The organism is uncultured Methanobrevibacter sp. (genome assembly GCF_900314695.1).
GTDB lineage: Archaea > Methanobacteriota > Methanobacteria > Methanobacteriales > Methanobacteriaceae > Methanocatella.
The window spans coordinates 44,342-70,791 of sequence record NZ_OMWD01000002.1 but is presented as its reverse complement, the minus strand read 5'-3'; the positions used below and the strand labels follow the sequence as shown (position 1 = coordinate 70,791).

The window sequence follows — 26,450 nt, the reverse complement described above, 5'->3', positions numbered from 1 at the left end:
ACAAAAAACATTATTAAATACTATAAAAATTAAAAGTTTAACTAATATTTTAAAAAGATATTGGAGCACAAATAATGATTGAAGAGCAGACAAAAAGCTATTCTAAAGATAAGATTTATAAAATACTGCATCCCTGGGTCAGACAATGGTTTGATTCAAAATTTGATGATTTTACACCTGCTCAGAAAAAATCAATAATAGATATCCATAAAAAGAACAATATCCTGATTTCATCACCAACAGGATCTGGAAAAACACTTACTGCTTTTTTATCAATCATAAGTGAACTAACAACACTCTCAGAAAAAGGAAAACTTGAAGATAAAGTATACTGCATTTATATTTCACCTTTAAAAGCATTGGATAATGATATTGAGAAAAATTTGGATGAACCACTGGAAGGGATTGAAAAAATAGCTAAAAAAGACTTAGGAATTAGAAAAGCCGTTAGAACAGGCGATACAAGCCAATATCAAAGGCAAAAAATGCTTAAAAAACCACCACACATCCTGATTACCACTCCAGAAACCCTTTCAATCTTACTTGTGGCACCAAAGTTTAGGGAAAAGCTAAGCGGAGTGAAATATGTCATAATAGATGAGATACACTCACTTGCCGAAAATAAAAGAGGAGTTCATTTAAGCCTATCCCTTGAAAGATTACAACATTTAATCGGCCAATATACAAGAATCGGACTATCAGCAACAGTAAGTCCACTTGAAGAAGTGGCCAAATTTCTTGTGGGATATGAATATGGTGTTGGCAGACCCTGCAAAATTGTAAATATCAACTATTTAAAGGAACTGGACATGGAAGTAATGTGTCCGGTAAGTGATATTGTACTGGCAGACGAAGAAGATACACGGCTTGGAATGTATGACCTATTGGATGACCTGATTTGGGAGAACAAAACAACATTAATCTTTACAAATACAAGAAGTGGTACGGAACGTTTTGTTTATAATTTAAAGAAAATGTATCCAATGCACTACAACAATGAAAACATAATGGCACACCATTCCTCACTTTCAAAGGAAGTTCGTCTACAGACAGAAAATAAACTAAAAGAAGATCAGCTAAAAGCAGTTGTTTCATCAACATCTCTTGAACTTGGAATTGATATCGGATACATTGATTTAGTCGTATTAATAAATTCACCGAAATCTGTTGCAAGAGCGCTTCAAAGAATTGGAAGAAGTGGACATAGATTACATGAAAAATCTCGAGGAAGAATTATTGTAACTGACCGTGATGATTTAGTTGAATGCTCAGTTTTGCTTAAAAATGCCAAAGAAGGAAAAATCGACAGAATAAATATGCCAACCAATTGTTTGGACGTATTAGCACAACATATCTATGGAATGGGCATTGAAAATCCATGGGATATTGATTACGCTTATGAAGTCATCAAAAAAAGTTATTGTTACAAAGACTTGACAAGAGATGATTATGAAGATGTTTTAAGTTATATGGCTGGAGAATATCCTGAACTCGAAGAAAGATATGTTTACGCCAAAATTTGGATTGATTATGATAAAAACACCTTTGGAAAACGTGGAAAGTTAGCCAGAATGCTTTATTCGACAAATATTGGAACAATTCCAGACAGTTCAGGTGTTTTGGTTAAATGTGATGGAGAAACCGTTGGAAGAATAGAAGAAGATTTTATGGAACGGCTTAAAAAAGGAGACACTTTCGTTCTGGGTGGAAATACTTATAGATTCAACTATGGGAAAGGAATGACAATTAACGTGACTCCGGCAATGGGACCCCCAACAATACCCTCATGGTTTTCACAGCAATTGCCACTATCTTTTGATTTGGCAATGGACATTCAGAGATTTAGAGCCCACATGGATGTAAAATTCAGATATCAAAGAAGCAAGGAAGAAATAATGGAATTCATTCATGAATATTTATATGTTGATGATTTTGCAGCAAATTCTATATACGAATATTTTGTAGAACAATTCAAATATGCCAAAATACCAAGCAACCAATTATTATTAATTGAATATTATAAAGGATTTGGAGGAAGACGATTCGTAATATTTCATTCACTATTTGGAAGAAAAGTTAATGATGCACTTTCAAGAGCCGTAGCTTATGTTGTTGCAAAAAGATACAACATCAACGTCACCATTTCAATATCAGACAACGGTTTTTATTTAAGCTCTGACGGAAAGATTGGAGGTCTGGAATCATTCAATGAATTGACCCCTGAAAACTTTGAAAACATATTGTCCCAATCATTAAATAAAACCGAAACACTAGCTTCAAGGTTCAGACACTGTGCCGGGCGGTCATTAATGACTTTAAGAAGATACAAAGGAGAATCAAAATCTGTCGGACGCCAACAGGTTAGGGGAAAAATCCTATTGAAATTCGTGCAGGAAATGGATGAAAACTTTTCAATTTTAAAGGAAGCTCGAAGAGAAGCGCTTGAAGACTATATGGATGTTAAAAATGCTTTAAAAATAATTGAATGGGTTGCTTCAGAACAAATGGAAGTTAAAACAATAAATACTGTCATACCAAGTCCATTTGCATTTAATTTAATTTCACAAGGATATTTAGATGTATTAAATCAAAATGACAAGGCCGAATTTACAAAAAGAATGCATCAAGCGATTATAGACCAAATTAAAGATAAATTAAAAGACATATATTGAACATTAAAACTAAAAAAAATTAAATACTTTTATAAACAATATTAATTATTGACTAAAGGTGATAATCATGACAAAATGGAAAGCCGTAATTATAGGTTTCATATTATCTGTAATTGTTAAAGCATTTTTTGCACATTATGATTTTATTGGATTATTAATTGTTGGTTTCATTACAGGATATATTGCCCATGATGGAGCCCTGGGAGGCTTATGGAATGCAGCTCTTGCTGGCACATTAGGTACAATTATCAGTGCAATACTATTCATAATAGCTACAACAATTGGTGGAAGCTTTATGGGAGCATTTGGAGGCCTTACTGGATTTACAACATCCGGCATAATAAGTATTTTATCCATAGTCACAGAGTTGATTTATTATGCAATTGTCATGGGAATAACTGGAGCAATTGGAGGAGCAGTATCCTCTAAAAAATAAGTTTTTGGAGAAATAAAATGGGAAAATTCACTAATTTTGACTTTAAATCACTAGTATTTGGAGCAGCAATCGCTGCCGGATTTGTAATATTGGGATCAATGTATAATGAATTCCTTTATGCATTTGCATCAATCGGATTTTTATATGTAGGATACAATGCACCAAATATAAAAACATCAGCACTGCTTGGGGCTTTTGCATCAACACCAGTAATGTACCTTGCATTAGATGGCGTATTTAGAGAAATACCACCAACAGAACAAGGAAGAATAACCATGATAATTGCAATTCTTATTGTTGGTATGCTTGTTGCAGTTATTGGTGCATGGGCAAAAAGAAGCCGTGTAAAAGCAAAAGAAGAATACGAGAAAAAACAGAAAATCGGTAAAAATAAAAAGAAAAAACAAAAAGCCGAAGAACCTCAAAAAGAAAATAAAGGCCTTTTAGGTAAAATTACAAAAAAAGAATGAAAAATAATAACAAAATTTATGTTATTATTTTTTCCAATTCATCTCTTTCTATACCACGTTTAATTTCTAAAGCAATCCTTCTACCCATACTCATAGGTTTACCGTAGGTTAAGTAGGAGTAAGGAGAACCATCCATAAATGTATTTGTTCCACCATCAGTTCTTGCACTGATTTCAAAACAGATTACTTCTAAATTATCATTTACTAAAGTTTGCATACAGAAAGGACCATTTAATCCAGGAGCAACTAATTTTTTAGCACTTTCTGTTAATTTATCAGCAATATCAAATACCTGTGGAAGTAAAGATTCACGAATTACAGCAGGGTGGTTACCTGTTACAACATAGGAAGGACTTAAATCAATATCCAATTGATCTTTTGCAGGCATTCTTACAAATCCATCAATACTTGATTCATATCTTGTATCCATACCCATCAATTCAACTGAATCATCAAGAGCAGAGTAGAAATAGTGTATACAGTAATTACATCCTGAAACATATTCTTCAATGTGAGCTGCTTCAACATCACTGTCTTCTAACCATCCACGTGCTTTCATAGCATCAATTTTTGAATTGAACTCTTCTGTAGATGAAGCTACAAAGTAACCTCTACCCCCTCTAGCACCAGGGAATTTAACCATAACCGGCCTGTCGATTTCATCAGGTCCATTATATTTAAAAGGTATTCTTACGTCACCTTCAACAAGCAAAGCTCTTTCCTTATCTCTTTCAGCTTCCCATCTAAGTACATCCCTATTTCCAAACATTGGAACATTGAATTTGTCTTCAACATTATCTAATCCAGCATATGCAACAAAAGATCCATGAGGCACAACAATTGCATTCATATCCCTAAGTTTTTGCTGAACATCTTCATTGACAATGTCTTTGAATTCATCAACGATAATGTATTCATCAGCTACATCAAAACGTTGATATGGAATTTCACGACCTTTTTGACATACGATAGCTGTTCTAAATCCTTCTTCTTTAGCACCTTGCAATATGTGTAAAGAAGTATGACTTCCTAGGGTAGCTATAGTGATTTCACTTTTGTCATATTTAGCTAAAATATCTAAGATATCTTCCTTTTTAACTTCTCCCATTTTTATCTTCTCCTCAAAGAATGATATTATTATATATATTTTTAAGAATTTATAATATTTTTTATTTAAAGTGATGAAGTTGGACTATTCAATACTGACTGCATCGACAACATCTATCCAAATCAGGAAAAATGTCGAATATTTTAATTATGTCCAAAATGAATATTTCAAGAACACACAAAATTTGAAAAACCATGCAACACATAATATTCTGTTGCTTGTCAAAAAGTTTAAACTAAAATATTAATGTCCAAGTTATCAACGGCCACATTAACATTAAGAACAATAACAGACAAATATAATTACGAATTCTTAAGGAATAGATAAAATGTTAATCGGTTTAATTTCAGACACACATATCCCGGATAGAGCTAAAGAAATACCTGAAAAAGTATTTGAGGCATTTAGTGAAGTCGATTTAATAATGCACGCTGGCGATTTAACCTCCCCAAAGGTGATAGATGATTTGGAGCAAATAGCTCCAGTAATGGCCATTCAAGGAAATATGGATAGGGCAAGAGGAATTGATTTGCCCGCTGCAAAAGTAATTGAAGCTGAAGGATTAAAAATTGGAATTGTGCATGGAGAAGTTTATCCAAGAGCCGATACACAACAACTGGTTTATCTTGCAAAAGAATTGGATGCCGACATATTAATCAGCGGACATTCACACCAACCAAAAATAGAGCAGACAGATGGAGTATTGTTATTGAATCCTGGAAGTCCAATAGTTCCAAGACTTGCCGACAGAACAGTAATGATACTTGAAATTAATGACAGAGAAGTTGATGTGGAAATTATAAAAATTGGAGCACCAGTATGTAGTGCACTTGATTTTGAACAATATAAGAGGGATTGAAATGGGAAGCAAATGGCAAATGGAAAAACACAATGATCCATATTATAAAAGAGCAAAACAAGAAGATTATCGCTCACGAGCATCATATAAATTAAAACAACTTGATAAAAAATATAAAATCATTAAAGAAGGAAACACTGTTGTCGATTTAGGAGCCGCACCCGGCGGATGGTCACAGGTTGCATTGGAAAAAGTTGGAGAAGAAGGCATTGTAGTAGGTGTGGACTTAAACAGATTTAAAAAATTCCATGAAGAAAATTATTATGGAATTAGAGGAGATTTTACAACACCTGAAGTTCAAAAAAAGATTATGGAACTTATTGGAGGAAAGGCCAAAGTTGTAATGTCTGATGCGTCACCTTCACTTTGTGGAATTAAAAATATCGACCAATTAAGATCAATTGATTTAGTCAATGTCGTGATTGAAATAGCTGAAAATATCCTTGAACAAAAAGGCAATCTTGTTATGAAAGTATTTCAAGGCCCAGAATATAAAAATATGTTGGATTCACTGAAAGGAAAATTCAGACACGTTAGAACTACCAAACCTGCATCATCACGTAAAAAAAGTTCAGAAATGTATGTTGTTGGTTTGGAATATATGCCAAAAAAGAGAAAAAAAAGAAATTAAAGATTATTGTAGGCATTATTAGCAGCTTGAAGTTTCTGTTTAGCGAAATCAATTCTACTATCAACTTCATTAGATGGTTTTCCTGCATCTAAAGCACTTTGAACATTTTCAATAGCGGAATTGGCTCTAGACAACTCTAGCCTTGCATCATTATATATTTTTACTTCACTCGCACCGCCAGCATAATATGTAGATTTGACATTATCAAATTTCATCACTAAATCAGAATAAGATGATTTTAAATCTGCAAGCTCATCATATTGAGTACCTGAAGATATTTCATCTGTGATACCTTCTGAAACCATACTATACCCCACATAAGCTACAACAATAATTGTTGATACAATCATGATGATTCCAACAACAGAAATCAACATAGAAGTGGATTTAAATACACTTAGTCTAGATTTCCTCATAATATCCTCAAAATAATTTAAATCTTTATTAATATCTATTTATGGGTGGCATTAGTATTTAATACTTACTTATGCATAATACTTTTCAACTGCTCTATGCAATAATTTTTAAAGTATGAAAAAATAATAATATAGATAATGAATTCTACTACTAAATCACAAACATCAATTGCAAAATTTGAAGAATTTTTTTCAACTTCATACAAGGATGATGTTTTTGAAGTGCTTGAAAAATACCCCGATGAAAGGTCACTTAACGTGGATTATAATGCATTGGAAATATTTGATCCAGACCTTGCGGATTTACTAATAGACAAACCAGAAGAGGTTATTCAAGCTGCACAAATAGCCATTAAAAACATTGACCCTCTTGTAAAGGACGTTGAAATCCACATCCGTTTTGAAAATCTCACCAATATCATTCCATTAAAGACATTGCTGAGTAAATACATAGGAACATTTGTTGCAGCAGACGGTATTGTAAGAAAAACTGATGAAATTAGACCTCGTATTGAAACTGGAGTATTTGAATGTAGAGGATGTATGAGATTGCACGAAGTTGAACAGACATCCAGCAATACAATTATAGAACCATCACTCTGTAGTGAATGCGGCGGAAGGTCTTTCAGACTGCTTCAAGAAGAATCAAAATACATAGATACACAAACTGCAAGAATGCAGGAACCTTTAGAGAACCTGTCTGGAGGAACAGAACCTAAACAAATGTTAATGGTATTAGAAGATGATTTAGTAGATGAATTAAACCCTGGAGATAAAGTTAGAATAACTGGAACATTAAAAACATTCAGGGAAGAGAGAAGCGGCAAATTTAAAAATTATATTTATGTAAACCACATTGAACCATTAGAACAGGAATTTGAAGAATTGCAGCTTTCAGAAGAAGATGAAGAAAAAATTATAGAATTGTCAAAAGACCCTCACATTTATGATAAAATCATCAAGTCCACAGCACCATCAATTAGAGGATACAGAGATGTAAAAGAAGCTATTGCATTGCAATTATTTGGTGGGGCTGCAAAACAGCTTGAAGATGAAACCAAATTGAGAGGAGATATCCACATCCTCATTGTAGGGGATCCAGGTATTGGTAAATCTCAAATATTAAAATATGTTTCAAGGCTTGCACCAAGAAGTATTTATACAAGTGGTAAAGGTACTACCGGTGCGGGATTAACCGCTGCAGCCGTTAGGGATGAACTTGGCGGATGGTCCTTGGAAGCCGGTGCATTGGTACTTGGGGACCAAGGTAATGTATGTGTTGACGAATTGGATAAAATGAGGTCCGAAGATCGTTCAGCACTTCACGAAGCATTGGAACAACAGACTGTAAGTATTGCAAAGGCAGGAATCATGGCAACTTTAAATTCAAGATGTTCCGTTCTTGCAGCAGCTAACCCAAAATTCGGAAGATTTGACCAGTATAAAGTACTTGCAGAACAAATTGATTTGCCAGCACCGATTATATCTCGTTTTGATTTAATTTTTGTTATTGAAGATAAACCAAGCAGAGAAGGAGATTCAAAATTAGCAGAACACATTTTGAAAATACATAAAGAAAATACTATTGATTATGAAATTGAACCTGAACTGCTTAGGAAATATATCGCATATGCCCGTAAAACCGTTAATCCATCCTTGACCGATGAGGCTAACGAAGTTTTAAGGGAATTTTATGTAAATACAAGGAACAGCAATCCAGAAGAACAAGGTGCAGTTCCAATTACTGCAAGACAACTTGAAGCAATCATCCGTTTAGCTGAAGCTAGCGCAAAGATTAAACTTAAGGAAACTGTTGATAAGGAAGATGCTGAAAAGGCCGTAAGGCTGCAAATGGCTTGTCTTAAAAAGGTAGGTGTAGATCCTGAAACTGGTGAAATGGATATTGAGATAATGGAAGGAAGAACACCTAAATCAGACCGGGACAAAATACAAAGAGTAACTGAAGAAATAGTCCTTCTTGAAGAGGAATATGCCGGATCTGCTCCATTGAATGTATTGAAATCAAACATGAATGAAAAATACGGAGTAAGTGAAGAAAAAGTAGAAAGTATTGTCCGTAATTTACAACAGAAAGGAGTTATCTACGAACCAGATACAGGCTATTTCAAGAGAGTATCCTAACTCTCAAACTTTTTATTTTTTTACTTTTTTTATCAAATTTTTTAAATATAACAATACATTAATAAATGATTAAAATAAAATTTAATATATTATACTTATACTAATTTTCACGGAGAGATAATATGGATAAATACGAAGATTTATTAGAAAGAGCAATAGACCAATTACCTCCAGAAGTATTTGAACACAAAAGATTTAAAATTCCTAAAGCTTATTCAGATATCCAAGGTAATAGAACATTCATTAAAAACTTTAAAGATGTTGCAGAAGGCTTAAACAGAGACCCACAACACTTATTGAAATTTTTAATGAGAGAATTAGGTACTGCTGGAAATATTGAAGGTCAAAGAGCAATATTACAAGGTAAATTTACCCATTACTTAATCAATGAAAGAATCGAAGATTATGTGGACAAATATGTTATTTGCCATGAATGTAACAGACCAGATACCAGAATTATCAGAGAAGGTAGAATATTCTTACTTAAATGTGCTGCATGCGGTGCAACAGCACCTTTAAAAACATTATAATTTTACCTTTTTTACTTATTTTTTATCGATATTATGTTTTGTGTAGAGTGCGGAAGTACTGAAAAAAAGATGGTTGGAAACATCTGCATAGACTGTTTTTTAAAAGATTTTCAGATGATAGAAATACCTGAACGCATAGAAGTTCAGATTTGCAGCCATTGTAACAGCAAACTCGAAGAAGGCAAATGGAGTGAAGAAAACATTCCAGAAGAAGAAATCATATATAGGGCACTTGAACGCAATATACAAATAGACGACGAAGTTGAAAACGAAATAATCAACCTTGAAATTGACCAAATGAAAGGTACAATTGCCAGTTGTTATGTGGAAGTTGTTGGAGAAGTTTATGACACCCAAATTGAAGAAACTCATGACACTGAAGTGAAAATATTAAAAACAGTTTGCCCAACTTGCAGTAAATTACAGGCAGGATATTACGAATCTGTTATTCAATTCAGAGCCGACAACAGAGAAATAAAGAATGAAGAGTATTCAAAAGCTGATGAAGTTGTTGAGAGAACTTTAATAAAGCAAAGTAAAAAAGACAAGCTTGCATATTGTCCTCAAATTGCCAAACTAAAAGAAGGATATGATTACTACATTGGTTCATTGAAATCAGGTCGTAAAGTAGCTGAAGCACTAACCGACGAATTTGGAGGAGTTGTAAAAGAATCTCCAAGATTAATCAGCGAAGACAAGTCGACAGGAAAAGGCCTTTATAGAATTTGGATTTCAGTCAGAATTCCTGAAGCTGAAATTGATGATTTTATAGAATATGAAAATAAAATAATCCAAATAACCAGCGTTAGTAAAAATAGCTTTGTCGGAATGAATATCAAGACCAACAAAAAGCATAATATTCCAATGAAAAATATGGAAGACATTAAGCTTGTTAAGAAATCCGAAGAAATTGAAACTGCAACAGTAATTTCAAAATCCCCACAATTTATACAGATTTTAGATCCAATTGATTATTCCACAGTAGATTTGGATATGAAAGAAGAATACAATGAAATCAATGTTGGAGAAGAAGTAAAACTCATCAGAATTAACAATAACATTTATTTATTAAATTAAGTGATAAAATGAATATTGAAGAAAAAATTCAGTTAATCGAAAATGGAACCTTGGAAGTTATAGACACAGAAGAATTGAAAGAAGTTCTAAAAAAAGAACAGCCTATAGCTTATACAGGTTATGAACCTTCAGGAAAAATCCATTTAGGACATGCGGTAACTGTACAAAAGCTAAAACAATTACAAAAATTTGGTTTTAAAATTAAAATCCTTCTTGCGGATTATCATGCATTTTTAAATGGAAAAGGAACTGTTGAAGAAATTGCAGAAACTGCTGAATACAACAAAAAATGTTTCCAGGCATTAGGGCTTGATGAAACAACAGAATATGTTTTAGGTTCATCTTTCCAACTTGAAGGGGATTATACTGATAAAGTTTATCAATTAGCTACAATGACTACTTTGAAAAGAGCTAGAAGAAGTATGGATCAAGTAAGTCGTGCAGATGACAATCCAAAAGTAGCCAGTGTTATTTATCCAATCATGCAAACCGTAGATATGGCTGCATTAGAAGTTGATGTTGCCCTCGGAGGTATGGAACAGAGAAAAATCCAAATGTTGGCACGTGAAAATCTAGAAAAGATAGGTGAAAACGTACCAGTCTGTATCCACACACCATTATTGCATGGTCTTGACGGTGATGCCAAAATGTCTTCAAGTAAAGGAAACTACATTGCGGTGGATGACAGTGTTGAAGAAATCACTAAAAAAATCAAGAAAAGTTTCTGTCCTCAAGGAGAAATTGAAGGAAATCCAATGATTGAAATAGCAGAAACATTTGTGTTCCCTAATCAAGAGAAATTACTTATTAAAAGACCTGAAAAATTCGGTGGAGACATTGAATTAAGCCACGACGAATTAATCAAGGACTTTAGTGAAGGCAATTTACATCCAATGGATTTAAAAAATGGAATTAAAGATTTCTTAATTGAATTCTTTGCTCCGGTAAGAGAATACATGGAGGAGAACTAAATGGCTGAAGAAAAAGAAGAATTTGAAATGGGTATACCGAATGGCGTTGGCGAACAAATGCTTGCACATGCTTTTGAAAAATTCGACATCAAATTGGAACAAACCGAATTCGGACCAAAAATAATCGGAGAATATGATGAACTTGTAAAAACAAGAGAATTTTTAGAAAATGCCATTCGTGAAAGACTAAAAGAATTATCCGGAGAATAGATTTCTCCACTTACTTATTTTTTAAACCATATTTTGCTTTTTACGGATTTTCACATTGTTTTTTTCCAATATCCAAAACCCATATTAATTTTATTCAATTATTTTTTGCATACTAATTTTTTAATGTTTTAAAATATATTTTTTATAAATTTAAACATTCCATTTTAATTAATATAAACCCAAATAGGTTATTTTATAAATTATTGATTAAATCATCGAATTTAGAAAATAATCATGATTAAATATGGACAATTAATTATTTTTAGATTTTATGATGCGATTTCAAAAATAAAGATAAAATGAACTTATTATCAAGTATACTTTATATGTAATAAATATCTGTCAAAAATAAGGCACTACAAGATATATTTTAACTATTAAACAGTTAACTAAAACTTTTTAAAAATATTATAAAATTTTCAGATAAGTTTATATATACCTAAATAAATATAATAAGTTAGACTTAACTTGAATTTTTATAAAGTTAAAATGAATAAGTTAAGTCATAATAAACGAGGTTAAATTAAATGTTTAAATTTGATAAAGAACAAGAAGTTTTTGACTTCGCAGGAGTCAAAATGGGTGGTCAGCCTGGAGAATATCCTACTGTGTTAGCAGGAACAATATTCTATGGTGGACACAACATTCTTAACGATGAATTAACAGGAGATTTCGATAAAGATAGAGCAGAACAATTAGTAAATGATATGGCATCCATTTCCGACGTAACCGGTAATCCATACATTGTACAAGTTTTCGGACAAACAGTGGAAGCACTTCCAAAATATATTGAATATATTGGAGAGATTTGTGATGCTCCCTTCCTTATAGATTCAACATCCGGTGATGCAAGAGTTGCTGGTGCACAGTACGCTGATGAAACCGGATTAACAGAAAGAGCAATATATAATTCAATCAACATGGCTGCAGACAAATCCGAGTTAGATGCACTTGCTGAAACAGACATTTCTGCTTCAATTATTTTAGGATTCAACCCAATGAATGCTACCGTTGAAGGTAAAATGGCAATGTGGGAAGATGGAGATGATGGTGCATACGAAAAAGGTTTACTTGAAGTAGCTGCAGAATGTGGAATTGACAGATTCATGATGGATACAGCAGTTACACCTTTAGGTCAGGGAGCAGGTATCGCTGCGAGAACTTCATTTGCTGAAAAAGCGAAATGGGGATATCCAGTGGGATCAGGAATTCACAACGTACCATCCGCATGGGACTGGTTAAGAGAATACAAAAAAGCAGGAAACAAAACTGCATTTACTGTTTGTGATATTGGTGCAAATATCGTGCAAGTAATGTGTGCAGGAGACTTTGTTCTTTTCGGACCAATCGAAAATGCAAGCATAGCATTTCCAGCAGTAGCTCAAACAGACATGTTCATATCCGAAGCTGCAAAACCTTTAGGAACCGAACCTGTTGATTATCACCCTATGAACAAATTAGTATAATATCATTTGTTAATACATTTTCAAACCTCAATGAAGATTTGTTCAATATCCATTAACAAATCTTAACATAAAAGTATAATACCAAATAAGTACTGGAGCAAGCACCTCCAGTACTCTAATTTTTAGTTTTAATTTCCCCACAAATTTCCCTTATTTTGAATTTAAATATAATCCTCTAGCTTGAACTTTTGGATTTAAAAGAACAACATTATCAAGTACACTTTATTTTTTAAACATATTTTAAAAAATTTCAAATAGATTTTATATGGGCAATTGTTTTAACGAAAATCAATAAAATCAAATAAAATCCTAAAAAACCTTATAAAAACTATTTTTTAAAATTAATATTATTTTTAACCACTATTTTAAAAAAACAAGGAAAAATAAGAAATATATGACACACCAATATTCTAAAAAAATATCAACCATACTTGAAAAATCAACCCCTTTTATATACTATAAGAAATTACTTTTAATTAACTGTAGGTGATTGTATGAAACGATTTACAAAAATGGAATATGAAAGTCCAGACGACATGGTTTTTGGATTTGCAAAACATCCTGTAAAAACAAAATATGATATGGAAATTGGAGCAGGATATGTAAACCCGATAATAAAAGTAGCCCCTAAAGAAGGCAGTGAAAATTCCATGGAAAGTATGGTTGCAGAATGCAGAAACATAACAATAAGCGCATGCCAAAGAGCTTTAAATATTGGTCTTCCATCATTTATCATTGAACAGGAACACATTGCTCAACAAACCGCAAACCCGGAATGGGCTGGTGCATGTACCCAGGCACAAGTGGAAGTTCTAGAAAAGTTCCATGATGAATATGGAATTAAGGTAGCCCTTAAAGCAACCCCTGCAGACATAAGGGATGAAGAAAAAGGCTCAAACTATAGAACTTCAGAACAATACCAAAATGTGATGGAATCCATCGAACAATGCTGTGAAAATGGTGCATCAATAATATGTATTGAAACTACCGGAGGAAAATCTGTTTCAGATTACGGTATTTCAAGAGGAGATCCAAGAGCAATACTATTTGGTATTGGTGTTTTAGGAAGCATAGATATGGAATTCATGTGGGAAGAGATTGTAAAAATCTGTAACAAGCACAAAGTAATTCCTGGAGGAGACACCAACTGTTCACAATCCAATACTGCAATGTTTTTAGCTGGAGGATTGCTTGACAAAGATTGTTCACATACCTTAGCGGCAATTGCAAGAGGAATTGGTGGAGCAAACAGTTTAGTTGCTGTTGAATGTGGTGCAAAAGGACCTTTAAAAGATTGCGGATATGAAAATCCAATAGTCAAATCCATCAGTGGAGTCCCAATTGCAACAGAAGGTAAAAATGCAGTTTGTGCACACTCCGACCTGATGGGTAACCTGATTGCAGGAATCTGTGATTGCTGGAGTAATGAATCCGTTTACCACAGAGAAGAAATGGGCGGAACAACTCCAGAAGTATGGCTTCAGGCAACTGGATTTGAAGCTGCATTAATGAATACAGCAATCCAAACTGGTGAAGATAAAACTTTAAGAGATTTATACACTCTAACTGACAAATACAGAGACCCGCAGGCATTAATATTGGCATATGACAATGCATATAGAATAGGTGAAGCGATAGTAGAATACGGAGACGATCCATATCAAAGAAGCATTGCAGCTGCATTGGAAGTTGGAAAAATCATTACTGAAGCAGTTGAAGCTAAAAAGATACAGTTAACAAGATTTGAACAAGACAGCTTAAATAGCGCAATTAGAACATTTAATAAATTGCCAGATGACTCATCTAAATTTATTAAACGTAGCGTAAGAAGATACGATCGTAAAGTTGAAGATTTCGACCCTAAAAATTATGAATTATAAGAGGGATTGAAATGAGTTATAAAGATTTGGAAGATAAAATAACACAAGATAAAATTGCTATTCGATACAATGTTGTCGCTGAAGGAGCTGCAATGAAAGCAGAAGACTATCCTGAAGTAAAAGAAATTTTACCAACAGAAGAACCATTCAGAAAAATAGCTTTAGAAATACTATACGAAGATAAGATTAACGCATTGAAAGATGTCAAAAAATCCCTTGAGGAAGGTTATTCCCCAATCGAACTAATCAATAATGCATTAATGAAAGGAATCGATGCAGTGAGCACATTATATACAAAAGGAGTTTATTTCTTGCCTGATTTGATGCTTGCTGGAGATGCAATGATGGAAAGTGTTAAGGAATGTGAAAAGGTTCTTGGTCGCAAAAGTGATACAAAAGGAACTGTAGTATGTTTTGTAGCTGAAGGAGATCCCCACGACATAGGTAAAAACTTAATTTTAATGTTTTTAAGAGCAGGAGGATTTGAAGCTATTGATTTAGGACGTGATGTTGCAGCACAAAGAGTTGTTGAAGCAGTTAAAGAATATGACCCATTATTCATGACCGGTACGGCACTCATGACCACAACAATGACCGCATTCCCTAAAGTTGTCGAAGCGCTTAAGGAAGCAGGTCTTGAAGTTCCGGCTATCGGATGTGGTGGTGGAGCAGTCAGAAAAGATTACGTTGAAACAATGGACATGACAGTTTATGGTGTAGAAGCATACCACACACCAAAATTAGCTGACGCTATACTAACTGACAATAAGAATTGGGAAGATTTAAGAAAAGAATATAGTGATATTGTCGGAGAGTTCGTATCAGAATATGCAAGCTAAGATAATATGGCAGAACATACTGGAATTGCAATAGATATTGGAACAAGTGGTATCAGAGCCCAAAGCTATGATTTAACCACTGAAAAAACAATATCTACAGCAATCACTTTAAGACATCCTTTACCTGGTGCAAATGTAATTGACCATTTGCATTTTGCTATTGATATTGGGCAGAATCAAGCCCATAAATTATTAATTAATGCAATTAATAAAGTCATTAACAGTTTAGATATTAACAATGTTGAAAGATTATCAGTTTGTGGGAATCCAATTCAATTATCTCTTTTCAACAATATTGAAATAAGAGATTTGGCTTATTGGGGAAAAAATGCACTGAAAAATCAAAACATCACACCCCCTTCCAGAAAATCCAAAAAGATAAATGCATCTGAAATTGGATTAGACGTTCCTCCAAATACCTACGTTTATATCCCTCCTGCAATTAAGCATGAAATCGGAGCGGACGCACTGGCAATGCTTTATAAATCAGGAGCTCTTGATAAGGATGAGGATTCATTGATAATTGATTTTGGAACAAATGCCGAAATGGCATTGATTGTAGAAGGAGAAATTTACACCGCTTCAGCAGCTGCAGGACCTGCAATTGAAGGTCAGACAATTGAAAAAGGAAGATTGGCTTCCCCAAATACAATTTGTGATATTGCAAAGGAAGGCAATAATTGGAGAATGAAAATCCTTGATGATGATTTGCTTGTTCAAAATGGAGATTTGATAAATCCACTCAATGGAGATTCCATTGAAAAAAGTGACATGACCGCTTGTGGAATAACAGGAACCGGTGTAATTGCAGCATTCTGCCTTGGAATAGAAGATGGAATCATTGAAAACGGGAAAATCAAAGAAAAAATCTACTTTCAGGATGACATTTATTTAACTGAAAACGATATAAACAATATAGGGAAAGCCTTGGGCGCTTTCAGAGCTGCTGAATTGACTTTAGCTGAAAGTTCGGATATTTATTTGGATGAAATTGATTCAGTTTATATGGCTGGAGCATCAGGATTTTATGTTGATGCATTGAAGTCTATGAAAATAGGTCAGATTCCACCATCTTCAACAGAAGTATTCCAAATTGGAAATACTTCCCTTGCAATGGCTAAAGACATTGTTTTGAATCCGCAACTTCTTGATGAACTGCAACAGATAGCTGACGATATTGAAAACAATCATATAATGCTTGCCACTTCAGAAATTTTTGAAAAGATATATTCACTGGAATTGGCGATTTATGAAGAGGGATTGCCCTTTGAAAAGTATGAGGAATGGCTTTCAAAATATGGATATCAGGAAATGCCTCCCCTTGAAGAAAACCCCCAAATTCATAAATTATTTGAAAAGGACATATCCGATGCTGGAGATAAACCCATTAAAAGCATTGACATTTCTAATACCATGAAAACAACATTTGATGATTGCATTTCATGCATGGAATGTGTGAATAATTGTCCGGAAAATGCATTATCCTTAAAGAAAAATGAATTCAGTTTAAGAAGCGATTTGTGTTCAGGACTTGGATGCTTAAGATGTGTCAGAAACTGCAAACAGAATGTATTTAAATACAATCAATTTTACAAAAAAAGTGATAAAAATGAATTATAAAGAAAACCTTAAAAACGCACTTACAGGACAAACAGTTGAAAGAAAACCATTTGTAAGTGTAACTCAACTCGGAACAATAGATGCAATGAACCATTATGGACTAAAATGGCCAGATGCACACAAAGATGCCAATCAAATGGCGACACTTGCAAGCTCTTTATATGAACTTGCAGGACTTGAATGTGCAAGATTACCATTCTGCCTAACTGTAGAAGCAGAAGCATTGGGATGTGATGTTAATCTCGGAAGTAACGAAAGGGTTCCAGAGGTTGAAATCTCACCATTTGAATATGCTGATGATATTGAAGCTACAGATGATTTTACAAAAAGAGGAAGAATACCTGTTGTTTTAGAAGCAATTGATATCTTAAAAGAAAAATATGAAGAATTACCAATAATTGTTGGAATTACCGGCCCATTCACATTAACAGGACATCTGCTTGGAATTGAAAATCTTGTAAGATATATGAAAACAGACATCGAAGAAGTGGAAATAGCAGTTGAAAACTGTGTTGATGTGAGCATGGACTACATTGAAGAAATCCAAAATCACGGAGCAGATGTAATATGTGTTAACGAACCAACTGCATCTCCAGAATTAATAGCACCTGATGATTTTAAATCATTGATTAAACCTAATCTTGAAGATTTGGCCGATTACATTGAAGTATTAAAAGTATTGCACATCTGCGGATCCACACAGCCTATTATTAAAGATATGGCAACCTGTGGATTTGATGGAATCAGTGTTGAAGAGGCTGTTGACATTCCTCAAGCACAAAAAGAAATAATCGAAGACAATTGTGTTATCCTTGGAAATATTTCAACTTCAAAAACATTGCTCAGCGGCAATTCAGATGAAGTTAAAGGAGATGTCAAAAAAGCGATTGATGATGGAATCGACATTCTGGCTCCAAGTTGCGGGATTGCTCCAAATACCCCATTAGATAACATTAAAGCTGCAATCAGCGAACGAAATGAATATTTTAATCTTTAATATTAAATGAAACAAATATTGTTGCAATGGAAGAATCTTGGCCAAAGCCATATTCTTCTTTTAAATATTCATCGCTTGGCGTTGACGGAGATGATGAGATAACCTCAGACACATTACTGAAATTATCCAATTCAGGAAAAGGCACAGCAGGCAAAATAAAGTACTCATTGCCCTTTTCCAAATTATGATTATGCAGAACATCCTTGAATATTATGAAATCATCACTTAAGAACTGAACGTCTTCATCATCCATATATTCTTCTTTTTGGGAATCGGTAAAAATATCATGACCCAAAACTTCTCCATCAAACATCAAAAGTAATGTCGGTGTTGGTGGCGGTCTGAAAAATCCTTTTTTAAAAATAACCAATGAAACATCCCTTTTAAAGCATTCCTGAATACCTTTATTGAAAAGAGGAATCAATTCTTCCTTACGTTGGGATTCAAAATCAATGACTTTTAAAATATTTTCAGGAGTTAATCTTTCGACACGAATAACCCCATCCAAATTCGACAATAATCCAATAATTTCCTGCATGACAATTACCTTATGCAATCCGGGCAAATTCCCAGATATGGTGCTACAGCTTTCTTAATATCTGAAGACACTTTATTTACACCATTATTAGCATCAATTATCTCACATGTATAATTTTCAGCCAATTTTAAATAGTTTCCTTTAACACCAGTCAAAAAAGTTTCATTTTCAAAAGTATCCTTACCAGAGGTTCTTGCAACTGATTTGGCAACATCCAAATCCAACAATAACAACAAATCAGGTTTTTTAGCATATTTGTTAAGAACTTCAATCCAATCGGCAGGTTCCTGGTATGCCAGTGAAGATATGAAAGACCTGTCTGAAATGAATATTTTAGATTTGTCTTCCAGTTTATCCATTATCAACATCCTGTCAGCTGCAAAAAGCAAACCCAAAGTTTTTTGGACATGGTCAGTAGTTGCATCAGGGCGTTGCAAAATTCTTCGAATCAATTTTCCTACTTCAGAATCAGTTGGTTCAACCAATGTCTCTACCCTAAATCCATTAGCCTCAAGCCATTCTTTCAACATTCCAATTTGAGTTGATTTTCCAGCACCATCTATTCCTTCAAAAACTATATACATAAAATAGAATATGTTTTAATTTAATATATAATTAATTCCAAAGATATTAATGATAAATTATAGCAAGGTGTATTTATAAAATGGTTTTAGAAGAATTATTAGCTCCAGCAGGTTCACCAGAAGTGCTGACAATCGCAATCAATGCAGGTGCTGATGCAGTTTATATCGCTGGACAGAATTATGGTGCTAGAGCATATGCTAAAAACTTTACAATGGAAGAAATTGAAAAGGCAGTTGAATATGCTCACTTAAACGGCAGCAAAATACATGTTACCGTCAACACATTAGTTAACAATTTTGAAATTGTGGACGTATTGCAATACTTATTTAAATTATATAAAATTGGAGTTGACGCTGTAATTGTACAGGATTTTGGATTAATTTGGCTTTTAAAGACTTTTATTCCAGATTTGGAAGTTCACGCATCAACACAAATGGGTTTGAACAACTATTCATCAATCAAATGGGCTGGCAAAAACAATATAAAAAGAGTAGTTCTTCCAAGAGAAGTGACACTAAGCCAAATCAAGCAAATAAACGCACAACTTGAAAAAGACAACATTGACATGGATATTGAAGTATTTGGCCATGGTGCACTTTGTTACTGTGTTAGCGGCAAATGTTACATGTCATCATACAATAGTGGAAGAAGCGGTAACAGAGGAGCCTGTGCACAACCATGCAGACGAGAATATCGTTTAAAATACAGAGGATACAATATTGGGAATGGATACCTCCTATCAACACATGACCTTGCTACATATGATAATTTAGAAGCCATTTCCAATGCAGGAGTCAAATCCCTTAAATTAGAAGGAAGAATGAAATCAGGAGACTATATTGGAACCATTGTAAACAGTTACAGGAACTTAATAGATGGAAACCCAGGAGATTACAAAAAAGATTTACATCTTGTTTTTAACAGACATTTTACTAACGGATATATGCTTGGAGACAATCCAGGAGAAGTGATGGGCAGAAGCCACTCCGGCCATGAAGGATTATACATCGGAGACATCACCAACATCGAAGATACAAAAGTTACAATTGAAATCAAAAACAAAGAAATTCCAGTAATTTTAGAACCTGGAGACGGAATAGCTTTCAAATACAATGGCAAAATCAAAGGAATCTATTTGGAAAACATCATAAAGCAAGATGAAAATGAGATTATCATAGACACAACAAGGCTAGTTAAGGTTGGAACAGAAGTGTTCATAAGCTATTCCAAATCAACTCACGAATACTTGAAACAATTTGAAAAGGAAACCATAAGAAATAATGTGGGAATTGACCTATCATTAACATGGGATGAAAACTTGAATTTGTTTACCAAAGTGGAATTTTACATTGACGATGAACTGATTAATTTTAGACATAAGACCTTGGATAAATTTGAAAAAGCTAAAAATAAACCGTTGACTGAAGAAACAATTGAAAAACAACTTAAAAAAACCGGCGGAACACCATTTTACATTGAAAATATTAGATTCAACAATATGCCGAAAGACATTTTCATACCAATTCGTGAAATTAACCAGATTAGGCGTGAAATCCTGGACACTGCAACTGATTTGCTGTTGAAACATTATACCCCAACTAAAAAATCAGTTAAGGCAGTCCGCAAAAACTTAACAAAATTCATTGACGATTATGATGCAGACCCTGGAAAAATCAAAAATAAAAATCCAAAGCTATCAATATTTATTGATGATATTGCACAAATTAAAGCTGCATCAGGATTTGATTTGAAAAAAATCTATTTTGATGGAAATTGCCACTACAACAACCCTGAAGACTATTTCAAAAACATTAAAGAAACATTGAAAAAGGGAAGTTTAATGGCTGCCCCAACCGAATTCGTTTGGGTTTTATCATCATTCATATCCGAAGAAGATGCAGTCAGATGCAGGGAAATTGTTAAAGAACTTGAAAATGAGGGAATCATTATTTCAGTCATGGGAGATTTCCCTGGAATGGATGAAATATTTGACTGCAGGATATATGGAAATCATAATCTGAATGTTTGGAACAGTTTTTGTGTTCACAATTTAAATGCTGCAGGATTTAAATCATTGATATTGTCTTCAGAACTTTCAGGCCGTGAAATTAAGGAGATATCCCTCAAAAATCATGACAGAAATATTGATCTTGAAATGATTGTTAACGGAAATCTGGAAGTTATTGTAAGTAAAGACGATTTTACCAATTTAAATGATGGAAAAGACTTTATTATTTCAAACGATGCAGATTATGCAACTTTGGAAGATAAAAAAAGAAAAAAATTCAAATATAAAATATTTTTCGACTATAATCGCCAAAGCCACATAATAAATAAGGATTGCTTGTGTTTAATTGAAGAAATGAATGAAATTAAAGAGTTTGGTCTTGATTCATTAATTTTGGACTGCAGATATTCGAATGAAAAATACACTACACAAATTTTATCAATTTACAATGAAAGTCTTAAAAATAAAGAGCAGGATGAGCTGACCGAATACAAATATCAGATTATGGATTTCTCACAGTCATACATTAACAAAGGAAATTTTATTGAAGGTAGATTACATGAGAATTCCTGAATTGCTTGCTCCCGTAGGATCCATGGAACATTTGAAAGTAGCCATAAATGCAGGGGCCAGTTCAGTATATCTGTCTGGAAAAGACTATGGTGCCCGCAAGTTTGCCCAAAACTTTACATTAGATGAAATAAACGAAGCAGTAAACACAGCACACTTGCACAATGTCAAGGTTTATGTTACTGTCAATACATTAATCAAACAAGACGAACTTGAGGATGTCATTAATTATTTGGCCAAGCTATATTCGATTGGAGTGGATGCCGTTTTAATTCAAGATTTGGGACTGGTCGAGCTTATCAACAGACATCTGCCCAATTTGAAAATTCATGCTTCAACACAAATGACATGTGAAAATCAATTGAAATTGGATTATCTTGAAAGCAAAGGGATTAAAAGAGTAGTTCTTCCAAGAGAAATGAGAAAAGATGAAATAGAAAATCTTAAAACAAACATGGAACTTGAAATATTTGCACATGGCGCATTATGCTATTCCTACTCTGGCCAATGCCTAATGAGCAGCTTTAAAGGAGGTCGAAGCGGCAACAGAGGAACATGTGCCCAACCATGCCGTCAAAAATACAAAGTTTCAGGCATCAAAAAAGAAGATTATTATCTCTCCCCATGTGATTTGAGCTTATTTGACAAATTAAAAGAAATTGCCGAGTTAAATATATCTTGCATCAAGATTGAAGGGAGAATGCGAAACAAGGAATATTTAGCCATTGTAATAAGCAATTACAGAAAGGCACTGAATAAGTTAAGAAGCGGAAAAGAAACCAAAAATGAAGAAATAAACCTCGTATTCAATAGAGGATTTGTTGAAGGACAATTCAACAACGATTCCAAAAGAAGTTTAAGATCAGGACATATCGGGCTGAAAATAGGACATGTTATTGACTCCCACAAAAATCAGATTGCAATAAAAATTGACGATGAAACTAAAAGCATTCCTCAAAAAGGAGATGGTCTATTACTTATTAAAAACAATAAGGACTATGGATTTGAAATTTCACAAAATCCTCTTATAACCACCTTAAATCATTTCAGAAAGGGAAAAAATAAGCAGATTAAGGATTTGACCCGTAAAGATAAAGTACTGATTGTTAAAAAAGTATGGCAGAATAAAAAAAGCAATTTCAATTTGAATGAATCAACTGTATTTCTTACAAAGAAACATGATTTAATTAAAAAAGCCCATGAAATTGAAAATAAGGGAAATAGTTATGTCAAATCCAAATTGACATTAACATTCTCAATTAAAAATAAATTTCCCAAACTCAAAGGCAGATTAACTCTTGCAAACAAAAAGGAGATAGAATGTGAAGTGATAGGGAACACACCATTTGAAAAACCTCTTAAAAAAAGTGTTTCACAGGATACCGTTAAAAAGCAATTATCCAAAGTTGACAATTATCCTTACCAAATCATTCAAATCAATGTAAACTATGATGGAACATTATTCATACCAATAAGTAAAATCAATGAGCTTAGAAGAGACTTATTTAAAAATATTGAATATGAAATAACAAAATCATATTCTCATGACCTAAAACACATTACTTTAAAATCAAATGAAAGCGAAATACGAGAAACTGATGCAAACATTTCATTTTATACAAACAATCTAAAGCATTTGAAAAAAATTGAAGGTGTTAAAAGAGTATATTTGGAGATTCCTCCCGAAATTGATACTCTCGATATCAACAATGATGAAAATTATAACCTTAATTACATGATTAACTTTTTAAAGGAAGCCTTTGAAATTTCACACTCAAAAGATTACGAACTGATTTGGAAATGGCCAGACATTACCCACGATAAATTAATCAAAGCATTGAATAAGGTAAAAGGAATACTGAATAAAATGGACTACAACATTCCAATAATGAGCAATAGCTTTAAGGGAGATTACGGACCATATTCTATGAACATCACCAATACGGAGACAATAGACAGTCTTGAAAACTACAAGATACTGACAGTATCCCCCGAACTGAGCAAAATAGATTATGAAAACATAATAAAATATTGCAAAAATCCAAATAAACTAGAGCTGATTGTTCAGGGGTCTGTTGAACTTATGAAAACACGTTATCCTCTTTTATATGGAAAAGAATTCAAACAGGTAAAAAACAATTCTAAATTTTTCTTAATTGACAAAAACAACAATAAATACCCAATTCATAAAAGCATTTCTTCACAGGAGTTGATTTTATTTAATTTTGAAGACATTTCATTATTGTCTCAAATCAATCATTTAAAAGAGATAGGCTATTCCAATTTTGCAATAGATGGCCGATTTAGAGATGACAACTACTATGAAATCGTTGATATTTATAAAAATGCTCTTGAAGGAAAATTGGATAAAAACAGCCTATTAAAATATTCCACAAAAAATACATTGGGAAATTACTAACATTACTTTTCAGATGCTCTCGGCAATATTGAATATTATATTAAAAAACATATAATACTTTAAAAAAAGGGTTTGGTAACATGAAAGGAGAAAGAATTACATTGCAAAACATAAAAGGAATTGGAGATAAAATCTCTGAAAAAATCATAAATGGTGTTGGAGGCGAAGAAGAACTCCAAAAAATTGTTGAAAATGTCGATGTGGAAAAAATATCAAACATTGATGGAATAAGTCAAAGAAAAGCAATTGAAATAATGAACCAATTGTTGGGAAACCCCAGTTATGAATTTATAAAAAGCGACAGAGCCATGGAAATTTATGAAGACATCATAAACAAAATTTTATCATATTCCAACACCAACTATTCAAAAAACAGAATATTATTGCTTTCCCCTTCAAAAAACATTGACAAGATAAATTCAAGCCTTGATTTTGTAATGTCTGCAAAAGAACATGTATCCCAACTCCCAATCATAAAATTAAGAGGTTTGATGAAAAATCTGAAAGAAGTTGAGGAAGCCAAACCAGATTACGACCCAAGCAAAGCAATACTCGTGGAAAGCGAAGAGGATAATTCATACCTAACTGATTTGGGACTTAACAAATATTACCCCATTATCACAGCCAACGATTCACCACTTCTTCAGGAAGAAATTATGAATTATGACTTGGTATTTTATGTTTACTCACAGGGAATTCTTGATTTTGAAGGAATGCCAAACCTTGTAATGATCAACATCGAAGAAGAAGATTATGAAATTGTTCCAGAAAAAATCATCAACTTTTTTATACAAAACCAAGAATTATTTTCAAGAGTTCATGAAATTCAAAAGATTAGAAATAAAGAAAGTGTTCTTGGAGAAATTATCCCAATAATAAATGAGTTAAACATAATAGACAAGAGAGAAGTAGATATTGAAAAACTTGTCAATTCACTAAAGGAAGATATGGATGATGAATTAGAAAAATCAATCAAACAGGTTGATCTTGAAGGAGATGAAATTCTCAACTTATTAAATAATAATTTCCCTCCAAAAATTAGCAAAATATTTGACGATATTATAAATAAAAGGAAAGAAATTATTCGCCAAGAAACTGGAATAAGCTTTGATCCATTTTTAAGGACATACCCCATTGAAATTGATGAAAGCGAAATTCAACGCGTGACCCTAGAACAGTCATCAAAAAAGGAAAATGATATTTTTGACATTAAAAAAAGTGCTGCAATCGAATTGAATTCAATAAAAGACAAAGCGATAAAAGAAGTCGAAGATGCAATCAAATTTGATTATGAATTTAGTTTAGGAAGTTTTGCATATGAATATGACTTATGCAGACCAGAATTTTGTGATGAAATTAAATTAAAAGGAGCATTACACTTGGAATTGGCTCTTAAAAAAGACAAGGATTATATTCAAAAAGTGGACTATCAACTAACCCGCAACGAAAATATTGCTCTTTTAACAGGAGCAAATAGTGGTGGTAAAACCACTCTTCTTGAAACATTAACACAAATCTCCATTATGGCCCAAATGGGACTTCCCGTAAGTGCTGACAAAGCAGAGATAAAAATTGTTGATGAAATTTATCACTTCTCTAAAAAACGGTCACTGGATGCAGGTGCATTCGAATCATTTTTAAATGTATTCATACCAATCGTTACAACCAAAAGTGAGAAATTAGTATTATTAGACGAACTTGAAGGGATAACCGAACTTGATGCTGCCGTTAAGATAATATCCACATTCATAGACATGATAAAAGAATCCAATTCATATGGAGTTATTGTAACTCATATGGCAAGGGAAATAATGAACTACACAGACATCAGAGTTGACGGTATTGAAGCAAAAGGATTGGATGAAAATTATAATCTGATAGTCGATAGGACTCCAAAAATGAATTTCCTTGCAAAAAGTACTCCTGAATTAATTTTAAAAAGAATTTATGAAAAATCAGATGATGAGTTAAAGGCAGTATATGCAAGAATCCTAGAAAAATTCTAA

Annotated in this window: 22 protein-coding genes; 18 read left to right on the top strand and 4 right to left on the bottom strand. The window is 33.2% G+C overall.

What is annotated here, in order from left to right; all coding sequences use genetic code 11:
• The first annotated feature begins 74 nt into the window (after window positions 1-74).
• The 3 genes from QZN45_RS00755 to QZN45_RS00745 all read left to right on the top strand — a co-directional run bounded on the left by QZN45_RS00755 (window position 75) and on the right by QZN45_RS00745 (window position 3,578).
• Window positions 75-2,672, top strand: a complete 2,598-nt coding sequence (locus tag QZN45_RS00755) for an ATP-dependent helicase (protein ID WP_296810511.1) — start codon at window positions 75-77, stop codon at window positions 2,670-2,672.
• A 67-nt stretch (window positions 2,673-2,739) separates the two neighbouring features.
• The gene (locus QZN45_RS00750) at window positions 2,740-3,108 is read left to right on the top strand and encodes a DUF5518 domain-containing protein (protein WP_292606287.1); all 369 of its coding nucleotides are present in this window, start codon (window positions 2,740-2,742) and stop codon (window positions 3,106-3,108) included.
• 17 nt (window positions 3,109-3,125) lie between these two features.
• The gene (locus QZN45_RS00745; RefSeq protein ID WP_292606289.1) at window positions 3,126-3,578 is read left to right on the top strand and encodes a hypothetical protein; all 453 of its coding nucleotides are present in this window, start codon (window positions 3,126-3,128) and stop codon (window positions 3,576-3,578) included.
• Window positions 3,579-3,594: 16 nt separating this feature from the next.
• Here QZN45_RS00745 and QZN45_RS00740 read toward each other — a convergent pair whose 3' ends face one another.
• On the bottom strand, window positions 3,595-4,686 hold the full coding sequence (locus tag QZN45_RS00740) for a formate--phosphoribosylaminoimidazolecarboxamide ligase (RefSeq protein ID WP_292606291.1): 1,092 nt from the start codon (window positions 4,684-4,686) through the stop codon (window positions 3,595-3,597).
• Window positions 4,687-5,005: 319 nt separating this feature from the next.
• Here QZN45_RS00740 and QZN45_RS00735 point away from each other — a divergent pair, with 319 nt between their 5' ends.
• Together QZN45_RS00735 and QZN45_RS00730 are read left to right on the top strand one after the other, a co-directional pair.
• The gene (locus tag QZN45_RS00735) at window positions 5,006-5,545 is read left to right on the top strand and encodes a metallophosphoesterase (protein ID WP_292606380.1); all 540 of its coding nucleotides are present in this window, start codon (window positions 5,006-5,008) and stop codon (window positions 5,543-5,545) included.
• Between the two features lies 1 nt (window position 5,546).
• On the top strand, window positions 5,547-6,176 hold the full coding sequence (locus QZN45_RS00730) for an RlmE family RNA methyltransferase (protein WP_292606293.1): 630 nt from the start codon (window positions 5,547-5,549) through the stop codon (window positions 6,174-6,176).
• On the opposite strand, the gene QZN45_RS00725 is transcribed toward QZN45_RS00730, so the two are convergent.
• A complete protein-coding gene (locus QZN45_RS00725) occupies window positions 6,173-6,592 on the bottom strand; it encodes a hypothetical protein (RefSeq protein WP_292606295.1) in 420 nt (139 codons plus the stop codon). The genes QZN45_RS00730 and QZN45_RS00725 overlap by 4 nt on opposite strands.
• Before the next feature lie 138 nt (window positions 6,593-6,730).
• Here QZN45_RS00725 and mcm point away from each other — a divergent pair, with 138 nt between their 5' ends.
• The 10 genes from mcm to mtaA all read left to right on the top strand — a co-directional run bounded on the left by mcm (window position 6,731) and on the right by mtaA (window position 18,324).
• On the top strand, window positions 6,731-8,734 hold the full coding sequence (mcm, locus tag QZN45_RS00720) for a minichromosome maintenance protein MCM (RefSeq protein WP_292606297.1): 2,004 nt from the start codon (window positions 6,731-6,733) through the stop codon (window positions 8,732-8,734).
• A gap of 122 nt (window positions 8,735-8,856) precedes the next feature.
• On the top strand, window positions 8,857-9,264 hold the full coding sequence (locus tag QZN45_RS00715) for a translation initiation factor IF-2 subunit beta (RefSeq protein WP_292606299.1): 408 nt from the start codon (window positions 8,857-8,859) through the stop codon (window positions 9,262-9,264).
• Window positions 9,265-9,288: 24 nt separating this feature from the next.
• Window positions 9,289-10,341 carry a 60S ribosomal export protein NMD3 gene (locus QZN45_RS00710; protein ID WP_330047707.1) on the top strand — a complete coding sequence of 351 codons (1,053 nt, stop codon included), beginning with the start codon at window positions 9,289-9,291 and terminating at the stop codon, window positions 10,339-10,341.
• 8 nt (window positions 10,342-10,349) lie between these two features.
• A complete protein-coding gene (locus QZN45_RS00705) occupies window positions 10,350-11,312 on the top strand; it encodes a tyrosine--tRNA ligase (RefSeq protein WP_292606303.1) in 963 nt (320 codons plus the stop codon).
• Window positions 11,313-11,522 carry a hypothetical protein gene (locus QZN45_RS00700; RefSeq protein WP_292606305.1) on the top strand — a complete coding sequence of 70 codons (210 nt, stop codon included), beginning with the start codon at window positions 11,313-11,315 and terminating at the stop codon, window positions 11,520-11,522. It begins immediately after the preceding gene.
• A 527-nt stretch (window positions 11,523-12,049) separates the two neighbouring features.
• Entirely contained in the window at window positions 12,050-12,988 is a 939-nt protein-coding gene (gene mtrH, locus QZN45_RS00695) for a tetrahydromethanopterin S-methyltransferase subunit H (RefSeq protein ID WP_292606307.1), read from the top strand.
• A gap of 494 nt (window positions 12,989-13,482) precedes the next feature.
• Complete coding sequence (mtaB, locus tag QZN45_RS00690; protein ID WP_296810504.1) at window positions 13,483-14,868, top strand: methanol--corrinoid protein co-methyltransferase MtaB; 1,386 nt, start codon at window positions 13,483-13,485, stop codon at window positions 14,866-14,868.
• Between the two features lie 11 nt (window positions 14,869-14,879).
• Window positions 14,880-15,707 (top strand): methanol--corrinoid protein MtaC, encoded by an 828-nt coding sequence (gene mtaC / locus QZN45_RS00685; protein ID WP_292606311.1) that lies wholly within the window; start codon window positions 14,880-14,882, stop codon window positions 15,705-15,707.
• A gap of 6 nt (window positions 15,708-15,713) precedes the next feature.
• Window positions 15,714-17,327, top strand: coding sequence for a methylamine methyltransferase corrinoid protein reductive activase (locus QZN45_RS00680; RefSeq protein WP_292606313.1), 1,614 nt, complete (start codon window positions 15,714-15,716; stop codon window positions 17,325-17,327).
• Window positions 17,317-18,324, top strand: a complete 1,008-nt coding sequence (gene mtaA / locus QZN45_RS00675; protein WP_292606315.1) for a methylcobamide:CoM methyltransferase MtaA — start codon at window positions 17,317-17,319, stop codon at window positions 18,322-18,324. The genes QZN45_RS00680 and mtaA overlap by 11 nt, the downstream gene beginning before the upstream one ends.
• Here the strand turns inward: mtaA and QZN45_RS00670 are convergent.
• Together QZN45_RS00670 and tmk are read right to left on the bottom strand one after the other, a co-directional pair.
• Entirely contained in the window at window positions 18,314-18,862 is a 549-nt protein-coding gene (locus QZN45_RS00670) for a hypothetical protein (protein ID WP_292606317.1), read from the bottom strand. The two genes, mtaA and QZN45_RS00670, sit on opposite strands and share 11 nt — an antisense overlap.
• Window positions 18,863-18,867: 5 nt before the next feature.
• Window positions 18,868-19,446 carry a dTMP kinase gene (tmk, locus tag QZN45_RS00665; protein ID WP_292606318.1) on the bottom strand — a complete coding sequence of 193 codons (579 nt, stop codon included), beginning with the start codon at window positions 19,444-19,446 and terminating at the stop codon, window positions 18,868-18,870.
• A gap of 80 nt (window positions 19,447-19,526) precedes the next feature.
• On the opposite strand from tmk, the gene QZN45_RS00660 reads away from it, so the two are divergent.
• From QZN45_RS00660 to QZN45_RS00650, 3 genes are all read left to right on the top strand, one after another.
• Entirely contained in the window at window positions 19,527-22,028 is a 2,502-nt protein-coding gene (locus tag QZN45_RS00660; protein ID WP_292606320.1) for a U32 family peptidase, read from the top strand.
• Entirely contained in the window at window positions 22,015-24,444 is a 2,430-nt protein-coding gene (locus QZN45_RS00655; RefSeq protein ID WP_292606322.1) for a U32 family peptidase, read from the top strand. Before QZN45_RS00660 ends, QZN45_RS00655 begins: the two co-directional genes overlap by 14 nt.
• 80 nt (window positions 24,445-24,524) lie before the next feature.
• On the top strand, window positions 24,525-26,450 hold the full coding sequence (locus QZN45_RS00650) for an endonuclease MutS2 (protein ID WP_292606324.1): 1,926 nt from the start codon (window positions 24,525-24,527) through the stop codon (window positions 26,448-26,450).